Raw genomic sequence first — 9,034 nt, forward strand, 5'->3', positions numbered from 1 at the left:
CGGGTCGAGTTCATTGGCGGTTGGCTCGCTGGAGATCGAAATTTGCGGTTCGGCTGGCGACATCAAAGTCCGGGGTTCGGTTTCTTCCGGCTGGTCAAACCCGGTTTTGAGTTTTTTAACGGATCCGCCGCTGTCGCAGATCGCTTCATAATCAAGCGGGATCGGGGTTTGCAGCGGCGTAACTTCCGGCCCGGCTTTTTTCAGCAGCCGCGCATCGCCTTCCCGGTAGCGGGCCAGCAGGTTTTGCAGCATTCCGTTTCCGGTTCCCTGCGCCCGGCCCGGCAGGAAATACAGCGTGTCATTCTGGCCGGCTACGGCGGTAAGGTCAAGTTTTTCTTCAAGCACATCCTGCGGGCAGCGGGTTATGTCGGCCAGCCATTGCACTTCCGGCCCGGTTACTTCGTCATACCCCTTGCGCCGGTACTGCAGTTTCGTGACTTCGTCCGGCGACATCGCGGCGAGCACCTCGTCAGGGATTGCCTCCTGCGGCAGGTAGTAGGCTTTTTCGCTGATCAGGCTGGCGTAGAAAACTTCCATGCCTGGTTCGGTTATCAGGCCGCGTTCGTCGAAAACCGGCGCGGCGTATTTGTCGGTCACGGTAAAAATGGCGCGCGGTCTGACCCCGTCGGACTCGAGTTTTTTCAGCAGCTCATTCGTGACGACCCTGATATACGCGTTAAAGCCTTCCTGCGACAGCAGCAGCCGGAACTCCGGGGCTTTCTCGCCTTTCGTCACCGTATAATTTCCGGGCAGGAATTTCAGCCGGCGCTCCAGATAATCAATAGCCCGCATGGCTTCGTATTTATGCATCAGGCGGAACGTTTCGCGGTCGGCGGGCGCGAGCGTGACGGCGGATTCGGGCAGCGCGCGGCGCAGTTTCAGTTCGGCCAGGATTTCGGTGTCGGTCGCGAGCAGCGGCTCCACCCGCCGCAGCCCTTCATTGGCGGCGGCATTGGCTGGTTCCAGCGTCAGGCCGGCCTGATAAGCGTCATGGGCGGCATTCCACTCCCTGTTTTCCTCATGATAGCGGCCCAGCCCGACCAGCGCGTTCACTTCGGTCGGGTCAATGGCGATGGCCTGACGGTAATATTCGGCGGCTTTTTCCGGCCGCGCCCGTTTCATTTCTATATCGCCCTGGCGGGAGCGGCAGTAGCCGATCATGGGCGAATCGGGCGGCAGCAGCCGCATGCCGCGTTCAAATTCCCGGTGCGCCGCGCCCAGCCTGTTCAGCAGCAGCAGAACCCCCGCGAGGCTTATGCGGGCGTTAGCGTCGCCGGGCTGGATTTGCAGGCAGGCGCGATATTTTTCCGCGGCCGCGGAATTATCCTTTGCGGTGAACAGGCGCGCGGCCGCTTTTACGCAGTTCCTGAAATCCGCTTTCTGGCGGTCGGTAAGGACGACTCTCGCGGGGGTGAAAATTATTTCTTCCGGGTTTTTGGGGTTGCGCTGAAGCTCTCGCAGCCGGTCGTGCCGGTCAAGATCCGAAAGCGAGGCATTCGTCTGTTTGCCGCGCGGCAGGTTTTCCGCCCGCTCCGCCGCGAGCGCGGCTATTTCGGGAACCGGGCAGGTTTCGGCGGCGGAGTCGTACGATTGAAGCGCCGCTTTCCGGTTGCCCAGCGCGGCATAGGCGTCGCCCACCGCCAGCGAGATCTGCGCCTGCTCCCGCGCCGTCGCTTTCCATGACGGAAGCGACGCATTGTGTTCCGCCAGCGTCAGCTCCGCCAGCGCTTTTCTGGGGTTGTTTCTCGCCAGATAGCCTCGGCCAAGCCCGTAAAGCGCGCGGAAATCCTGCGGCCTGGCCGACTTGACCCGCCGGAAATATTTAAACGCCGTCCTGTATTTGTTCTGCGCGCCGTAAGCCTGCGCCAGCAGGAGCGCGGTGTCAACGCTGTCCGGCTCCAGCGCGAGCGCCTGTTTGCAGCTGCTGACGGCTTTCTCCAGCTCATCCTCGCCGCCCAGCGCTGTGTACGCGCGGCACAGGGCGGCGCGGTATTGCGCCGTCTGCGGGAACAGTTCCGCCGAAGGTTCCAGCAGGGCCGCGGCCCGGGCCGCGTAAGCGGGGCCCATTTCGGCCAGCACCACGCCGCGCAGCCCGCGCAGCTGCGGATTGCCGGGGAACTGCTCGGTCAGCCGGGCCAGCAGGCTGTCCGCTTCCGGATAATCTTTTTTAGCCACGGCCGCGCTGACGGCAGCCAGGCCCGTCTGCAGCGCGCCGTCCTGTTCCGCGCCAAGGCCGTACGGCGCGGACAGGAGAAGCGATACCAGCAGAACAGGCGTCAGGCGGTGCATAAGGCGTTGAACTACTGCAGGATCCTCGGGATCGTCACGCCCACCTGCGACTGGTATTTGCCCTTGCGGTCGGCATAGGTGGTTGTGCACTGCTCGTCCGACTGGAAAAACAGCAGCTGGGCGATTCCTTCGTTGGAATAAATTTTCGCCGGCAGCGGCGTGGTGTTGGAAATTTCGATAGTGAGATAGCCTTCCCAGCCCGCTTCAAGCGGCGTGATGTTCACCACTATTCCGCACCGCGCGTAGGTGCTTTTGCCGATGCACAGGCCCAGCACGTCTTTCGGGATTTTGAAATATTCCACCGAGCGCGCGAGCGCGAACGAGTTCGGCGGCACTATGCAGGAATCGGCTTTGATGTCCACGAACGATCTGGGGTCGAAATTCTTGGGGTCTATCACCGGGCAGAACACGTCGGTGAACACCTTGTATTCATCAGCCACGCGGATGTCGTAGCCGTAGGAAGACGGGCCGTACGACACTTTCCCTTTCGCCACCAGATCCTCGCAGTACGGGGCGATCATGCCGTGTTCCGTCGCCATCTTCCTGATCCATTTGTCCGATTTAATCATGTACCCTCCACGCGGCGTAAAAAGCCTTTAGTTTTTGCAAACCGTTAAGTTTCACCTTGCCGTGAAACACGTCGTAATCGCGTGCCGTTATCTTGTCCAGCACCGCTTCGTATACCGCCGACATGACCGAGCAGGAAAACAGCCTTCCCCGGTCCTGCGGCGCGATGAGCGTGCGGGTTACGCGGTAATACTCTTTCGCGCGGGCCGACTCGAATTGAAGCAGCGCGCGCAGGTTCGGGGTCAGCTGCCGGTCGAGCACTTCGGCTTCGCTTACGCCGAACCGGCGCAGGTCCTCAAGCGGCAGGTAGATCCGGCCGCGCGAGGAATCGGACGCGACGTCGCGGATGATGTTGGTCAGCTGCACCGAATAGCCCATGTTTTCGCACATGGCGTCGCGGTCGGTCGCGGTATAGCCGAAAATGCTCAGGCACAGGTGCGCCACGGCCGAAGCCACGCCGAACATGTATTTTTTCAAATCATCGAATGTTTCGTAGCGGTATACGTCCAGATCAAGCGCCACGCCGTTGAGCACCAGCAGCAGATGCTCTTTTTTCAGGCCGAATTGCCTTACCGGTTCCAGCAGAGCTTTCGTGACCGGATGGGTGGGCCGGCTTTCGTACAGCCGGCCGGTTTCCTCGCGCCAGAACCGCACCAGATCGCGGGGGTTTTGTCCGCCGGGTTCATCCACGGCGTCGTCCACCGCGCGGCAGTAGCCGTAAACGGCGGACAGCGCGTCCCGCTTCTCCGTTGACAGGAACAGAAAAGCTGGTCGGAACGAGGAACCGGATTCCGGGCGTTTTGCGGTCATTTTAGATTTTACCAACAGCTATATTACAAAATTAAGCGGCCTGCCGGCGCGCTGGCGGCATAAGGCGGAGGTCGTCCGGGCCGCGTTACCCAGCAATAAACGGTTTTATCCGCGCGCGGCGCAACCGGGCTGTCCTGGAAATAAAAGCGCGGCAAGCCGGCACAAGTTCGCATCGGGCAGTTGCGTGCATGCCCGCGCAAGCGTCCGGGCAATTGCCACGCCAAAACACTTTGCCGGCGGAGGTGAGCCGGACGCCCTGCTCCTGCGAATCCGCAGAGCGCAGAAAAACGATTCGGTAATTTCTGCAATGCTTTCCCGGAAACCCGCGGAATATGTCCGGAGGACCCTTGACAGAGACTGGCATTGTCGGCAATAATAAAAACAGACAGCATGTGCTTTTTCCGGCGCGTTCAAATGAAACGAGGAGAGATGGCATGAAAAAGATTGTTATAGCAGCGATTCTGGGAATGATGTGCGGCGGCGTGTCCGCCGCGCCTGCTTCAAAAAGCTGTTCGAAATTACGGAAATGTTCGGGAGTTGTCCGGGAAATAGTAAATGGCAAATGGGAAAACACCAGCGCGGGAAAATCAATTGATATTCCGGAAGGCAAGCTTTTTTGCATGGGCGCGACATACAATAACCCCGGAGTGAAGTTTGATAACGGCGTGAGTTTCATTGTGCATGTTATCAGGAAAGAAAACCGCATACTGGCGAACCAGACGCTTGACGCCAGTATTGTCTATATGCTGGAAAGCACTTTCGTATTGTCTTCGTCCGACACGCAAAAACCGGTGATCAATTCTCTCGGTTCCATTGACTCCGGCTTTTTGGGAGCGAGCGCCATGATAGACGGGAGATATTACGACGTGGTTTGCACACAGTAACCGCGCGGACGGTTTCCGAACCGACAGCTAAAACTCCCCCGACAGAAGCCGGGGGAGTTTTGTTTAACCGCCTTTATTTGCAACTGCTGCGAAATCCTGCAGGCGTTCAGGGCCGGCTTTCCCGCACAGCCGGCCGGTTTTCCCCGTGCCGGACCCGCCCGTATTTGCCGGCTGGCCTGCCAAAAAATCGCTTGCGGCGGGTTGCCAAAGCGGATAACATATAAGTGTATAACGAGGAGATTGCATATGAGAAAGACGCTCAATCTGCTGGTTGCGGCATGGCTGTTTGCGGGGCTGGCAAACGCCGCGGCCGGCGTAAGTGATCTGGCGGGCGAAGCGACGCGCCTGTCCAACGAGGGAAAACAGGAAGAGGCGATCGCCAAATTTAACGAAGCCATCCGGCTCGCGCCTGAAAACGCGAGCCTGTATCTTAATCTGGGGCTGGTGTATCAGGGGATGGGCCGGTACGCCGACGCGGTCAGCAGCATCGAAAAAGCTATTTCTCTCGGAGAGCGCGGCGTGCGTACTTACGCGACTCTCGCGTTCGGCTACGAGGCGCTTGCCGTTTCAACCCAGCCGCCGCTTTCGCCCCGCCCGTACTGGGACAAAGCCCGCGACGCCTGGACGAAAGTGCTCTCTCTTGAAACCGACCCGGGAAAACAGCATATGGCGCGCAAGCATATTGACCGCATAGAGGACATTACCAAGTGAAAAAATATTTGCCGCTTCTGTTGCTTGCGCTGTGCGCCGGGTGTATGCCGGCTACTGTCGTCAACCCGAACTATGACCTGAAAAAAGTGAAAAGGATCGGCATGCTGCGTTTTGACTCGCATTACAGGGATCTGCAGGGCGCGGAAAACATTTTTTCAAAATATCTCATACAGCAGGGGTTCAAGATAGTTGACCGGTCGCAGATAGACAAAGTGCTGGAGGAGCAGAAAATCTCGGTGCAGGGTTACATCTCGCCCGAAACGGCCAAACAGCTGGGCCGGGTGCTGGGCGTGGACGCGCTGTTTATCGGCGAGGTTTTTTCCTACACGCCGGAGAAGAAGGACGTTTCCATGGTAGAAACCCAGAACATCTACGAAGAGCCGGTTTACACCACCAACAATGTTCGCCGGGCTGACGGGTCCTATGCGCCGGAAATCCAGCGGTCCGGCACGAAAGTTACCCGCGAAACCCGGCAGGATCCTCACGTTTACACCATTTACGCGCAGGTGGGCATAACCTGCAAGCTGGTGGATGTGGAAACCGCCGAGATAATATGGGTCGGCACCTATACCGACGAAGGCGCGAGCGCGATGATGTCGGTCGAGACGTGCGCGTCCTATCTGATTACCCAGTTGCGGCGCGACTGGAACAAGGCGATCTCCGCGGGGGTGGCAACCGGTGGCTGATAAATACCAGTCCAAACATCCGGCCGGGCCGGTCGAGCTGGAATGGATAGAGAACGCGCTGGGAGTGGCGGGGTTCGATCCGGCGCTGTCGGCGCTGGTCAGGGCGATGCCGCGCGGCATTTTCGAATTCCGGCGCGGCGCGGAAATCATAACCGAAGGCGGGCAGGACCGCGAAGTGTTCATGCTCTACCGCGGCCGTGCGGCGGTGTACCGCAGCGGCCCGGACAATAAGGAGCGGCTGCTCGGCACACTGGAACCGGGCGATATTTTCGGCGAGATCGCTTTTCTTATTGACGTTCCGCGCTCCGCCAGCGTGCGCGCCGAAACCGATTGCTCGGCGGTTGTGTTCGAGGCCGAAAGTTTCGGCCTGCTGGCGCGGGATTATCCGGCGCTGCTCGCCAGGCTCAGGAAGACCGCTTCCAGACGGATCCTGGAGCTGTTCCGCCTGTGAATTTACCATGATTTCAGAACGCACCATAGAAATGACCTGCGCGACTCGGATAACGGAACTCCTGCGCGCGGAATTCGGCGCGGAAAGCCTCGCTATCGCGCCGTCTTTCAAGCCGGGCCTGGCTTATGACGCCGCGCCGGGCGTGGGAGGGCGCGGGTTCCTGGTGCAGATGAAATGCCCGCGCACGGAAAAAAGCGGGTACCGCTACAGCATGAACGATACCGTCCAGAAAGACCGGCTGCTGAGGCTGCTGCATCTGGAGCGGCTGGGCTATCCGGTTTATTACGGGCTCGCCATGTACCACCTGTTTTCGCAGGCCGCCGCGGGCCGCGGGGAGCTGTGCGCGATGACCGCCTGGTACACTCCCAGCCAGCTGATGCCGAAAACCGGGCCGGTCGGGCGGTACGAGATCCGGTTCGATCATTCTGAAAACACCTGGAGCATACCCGGCCGCCGGCGCGAATATCTGCCGCCTCCGCTGAGTTTTAAGGATGTGCTGCGCGATTTCGCCGAAAAAGCGCGTACCGGCCGGCTGCGGGTGCTGCTTGAAAAACTTAACAGTGTCGCTTTGCGCGGCATTGAAGGAGCCGAAGGCTCTTATCTTATTGCCGGCGGCATGCCCATGCCGCCGGCCGGACCCGCCCGGACGGATTTTCTGCGCGGGCAGTTCGTGGCGGCGCTGGTCATAGCGGACGAACTGCGGGATTTTATCGGGCCGCATCAGTAGAAACCCGAAACGGAGGCGTTATGGCGCAACGTGACTGCATTGTGGCTTTTCTGGACAGGTATCTCAGGGTCGGCGCGTTTCGAGACGCTTCGCAAAACGGCCTGCAGGTGCAGGGCCGCACGACGGTGAAGCATATAGTTTTCGGAGTATCGGCGTCGCTCGAACTGTTTAAACGCGCGGCAGGCCTTGGCGCGGACATGGTGATTACGCATCACGGCCTGTTCTGGGACGGCCCCGTCCGGCTTACCGGCGGCTTGCGCGCGCGCGTGGCGCAGCTTATTAAAAATGACCTGAATTTCGCCGCCTATCATCTGCCGCTGGACGCGCACCCGGTGTGCGGCAACAACGCGCGCCTGCTAAAGCTGCTCGGCGCGCGCGCGATAAAACCGTTCGGTAGTTATCACGACACGGCGATCGGGTTCAGGGGCGAGCTGAAAACGCCCAAATCACTGGCGTCAATCGAGAAAATATTTGAAAAGGCGTTCGGGGCGGAATGCCGGACGGCGGCTTTCGGCCCGGCGAAAATCAGAACCGTAGGCGTGGTATCAGGCGGCGCCGGCGGCCTGGCGGCCGAGGCGGTAAACAGCGGGCTCGATCTTTTCATAACCGGCGAGCCGAGCGAACCCGCCTGGGAGTGGTGCCGCGAAGGCGGCGCGTCCTTCATGGCGCTGGGCCATTACAACTCGGAAAAAGCGGGCGTTATCGCGCTGGCCGAGGCGCTTGCCGGAAAATTCGGCGTTAAAACCGAATTCATTGACGTGCCGAACCCGTTTTAACTTCCAGCCTGTTCGGAAAACGAGCCGGGCGAAAGCCAGACGTGTTCCAGTTCGGCTCCGTTGCGCCCGCAGGTTTCGCGCGGCCGGACGGCCCGCGCCGGAATGCCCGCCACGAGCGTGTTTTCCGGCACGTCATGCGCGACCAGCGCGCACGCAGCCACAATGCCCTGCCGCCGGACGGTGATGCCCGGCAGCAGCATTGCGTGGGTGTAGATTTTGCAGTAATCCCCGATCACGACGGGCGCGTACGTCCGCTGCGCGTGGCGGCTTTCGTTGTGGTTGTGGGTGAAGACGACCACAAATTCCGCGAGCGCGCTGTGATTGCCGATTTGAATGCCGCCTTTTGAATCAAGAAACACGCCTTCGTTGAAAAACACGTTGTCGCCCACTTCTATATTGGGGCCGAAATTAAAGCGCACGTTGCGTTCGCAGGTGAAATCCGCGCCGCATTTTTTAAAAAGTTTTCCGGCGATCAGCCGGCGCAGCGGAATGGCGAAATTAACCGCCGAACACAGCGGGCTGCGGTCCAGCGAGTCCCACAGGAAGTGGAGGCAGCGCGTTTCCTCGGTGAAAGCGTTTGTGCCGGCGGGCAGATATTCCGGGTAAAGCCGGGCTTCGGAAAGTTCCTGCGCGCTCAGGCCGGGCACGCAGAGCAGTTCCATTATTTCCGCGGCGGTCCGGGCGGTGACTCCGGCGGTTATGAAATCGGCGATACGGGCCAGCTTCCTGTCTAAAATCGTCATCTGGACTCTCCTTGCCGCAAACGCGTTCGCGGCCGCTGCGCACAGTCTAGCAAAAATCCGCGCCGGGCGCCTGTCCCTTGTCCGGGGCCCGGTTTGTTATAATATGGACAGCGGAGGAAGCCAATGCCAAAAGCCGAAGGCCATATTTTTGAATTTTCCGGGCCGGAAACCATCCGGACCGATTTCCTTGAAACTTTCCCTTTCGACGGGAAGGATGAATATATAGCCACCGCCACGCCGGAATTCTCGGCGGTCTGCCCGTTTTCCGGCCTGCCCGACATTGCCGACCTGGTTATAGAGTATTACCCGGACGGCGGACTCTGCGTCGAACTGAAAAGCCTTAAATACTATACGGTGTCGTTCCGTAACGTGGGGCTGTACCAGGAAGGC

General features: G+C 59.7%; 11 protein-coding genes. 7 read left to right on the forward strand and 4 right to left on the reverse strand.

Translation table 11 applies throughout. The features are described from left to right. The 3 genes from PHW69_08720 to PHW69_08730 all read right to left on the reverse strand — a co-directional run. Positions 1-2,289: tetratricopeptide repeat protein (locus PHW69_08720; GenBank protein ID MDD4005266.1), on the reverse strand; the 2,289-nt coding region annotated here is incomplete at its 3' end. Positions 2,290-2,300: 11 nt separating this feature from the next. Then, positions 2,301-2,858 (reverse strand): dCTP deaminase, encoded by a 558-nt coding sequence (gene dcd / locus PHW69_08725; protein ID MDD4005267.1) that lies wholly within the window; start codon positions 2,856-2,858, stop codon positions 2,301-2,303. Continuing rightward, positions 2,851-3,666 (reverse strand): squalene/phytoene synthase family protein, encoded by an 816-nt coding sequence (locus PHW69_08730; GenBank protein MDD4005268.1) that lies wholly within the window; start codon positions 3,664-3,666, stop codon positions 2,851-2,853. The genes dcd and PHW69_08730 overlap by 8 nt, the downstream gene beginning before the upstream one ends. 434 nt (positions 3,667-4,100) lie before the next feature. Here PHW69_08730 and PHW69_08735 point away from each other — a divergent pair, with 434 nt between their 5' ends. The 6 genes from PHW69_08735 (at position 4,101) to PHW69_08760 (ending at position 7,901) form a co-directional block, all read left to right on the forward strand. Beyond that, positions 4,101-4,550, forward strand: a complete 450-nt coding sequence (locus PHW69_08735) for a hypothetical protein (GenBank protein ID MDD4005269.1) — start codon at positions 4,101-4,103, stop codon at positions 4,548-4,550. A gap of 246 nt (positions 4,551-4,796) precedes the next feature. Then, entirely contained in the window at positions 4,797-5,261 is a 465-nt protein-coding gene (locus PHW69_08740) for a tetratricopeptide repeat protein (protein ID MDD4005270.1), read from the forward strand. Beyond that, positions 5,258-5,947, forward strand: a complete 690-nt coding sequence (locus PHW69_08745) for a CsgG/HfaB family protein (GenBank protein MDD4005271.1) — start codon at positions 5,258-5,260, stop codon at positions 5,945-5,947. Before PHW69_08740 ends, PHW69_08745 begins: the two co-directional genes overlap by 4 nt. After that, on the forward strand, positions 5,940-6,398 hold the full coding sequence (locus tag PHW69_08750; protein ID MDD4005272.1) for a cyclic nucleotide-binding domain-containing protein: 459 nt from the start codon (positions 5,940-5,942) through the stop codon (positions 6,396-6,398). Before PHW69_08745 ends, PHW69_08750 begins: the two co-directional genes overlap by 8 nt. A gap of 7 nt (positions 6,399-6,405) precedes the next feature. Next, entirely contained in the window at positions 6,406-7,125 is a 720-nt protein-coding gene (locus tag PHW69_08755) for a hypothetical protein (GenBank protein ID MDD4005273.1), read from the forward strand. A 20-nt stretch (positions 7,126-7,145) separates the two neighbouring features. Beyond that, on the forward strand, positions 7,146-7,901 hold the full coding sequence (locus tag PHW69_08760) for a Nif3-like dinuclear metal center hexameric protein (protein ID MDD4005274.1): 756 nt from the start codon (positions 7,146-7,148) through the stop codon (positions 7,899-7,901). Here the strand turns inward: PHW69_08760 and PHW69_08765 are convergent. Continuing rightward, the gene (locus tag PHW69_08765; protein MDD4005275.1) at positions 7,898-8,644 is read right to left on the reverse strand and encodes an acyltransferase; all 747 of its coding nucleotides are present in this window, start codon (positions 8,642-8,644) and stop codon (positions 7,898-7,900) included. The two genes, PHW69_08760 and PHW69_08765, sit on opposite strands and share 4 nt — an antisense overlap. A gap of 123 nt (positions 8,645-8,767) precedes the next feature. Between PHW69_08765 and PHW69_08770 the strand changes: the two genes are divergently transcribed. After that, positions 8,768-9,034: hypothetical protein (locus PHW69_08770; GenBank protein MDD4005276.1), on the forward strand; the 267-nt coding region annotated here is incomplete at its 3' end.

The organism is Elusimicrobiaceae bacterium (genome assembly GCA_028700325.1).
Classification (GTDB): domain Bacteria; phylum Elusimicrobiota; class Elusimicrobia; order Elusimicrobiales; family Elusimicrobiaceae; genus JAQVSV01.

Excerpts from the sequence above, each read along its gene's own strand:
- PHW69_08735 (MDD4005269.1), top strand. The coding sequence starts at position 4,101 with ATGAAAAAGATTGTTATAGCAGCGATTCTGGGAATGATGTGCGGCGGC.
- PHW69_08765 (MDD4005275.1), bottom strand. The coding sequence starts at position 8,644 with ATGACGATTTTAGACAGGAAGCTGGCCCGTATCGCCGATTTCATAACC.
- dcd (MDD4005267.1), bottom strand. The coding sequence starts at position 2,858 with ATGATTAAATCGGACAAATGGATCAGGAAGATGGCGACGGAACACGGC.
- PHW69_08760 (MDD4005274.1), top strand. The coding sequence starts at position 7,146 with ATGGCGCAACGTGACTGCATTGTGGCTTTTCTGGACAGGTATCTCAGG.
- PHW69_08730 (MDD4005268.1), bottom strand. The coding sequence starts at position 3,666 with ATGACCGCAAAACGCCCGGAATCCGGTTCCTCGTTCCGACCAGCTTTT.
- PHW69_08740 (MDD4005270.1), top strand. The coding sequence starts at position 4,797 with ATGAGAAAGACGCTCAATCTGCTGGTTGCGGCATGGCTGTTTGCGGGG.
- PHW69_08755 (MDD4005273.1), top strand. The coding sequence starts at position 6,406 with ATGATTTCAGAACGCACCATAGAAATGACCTGCGCGACTCGGATAACG.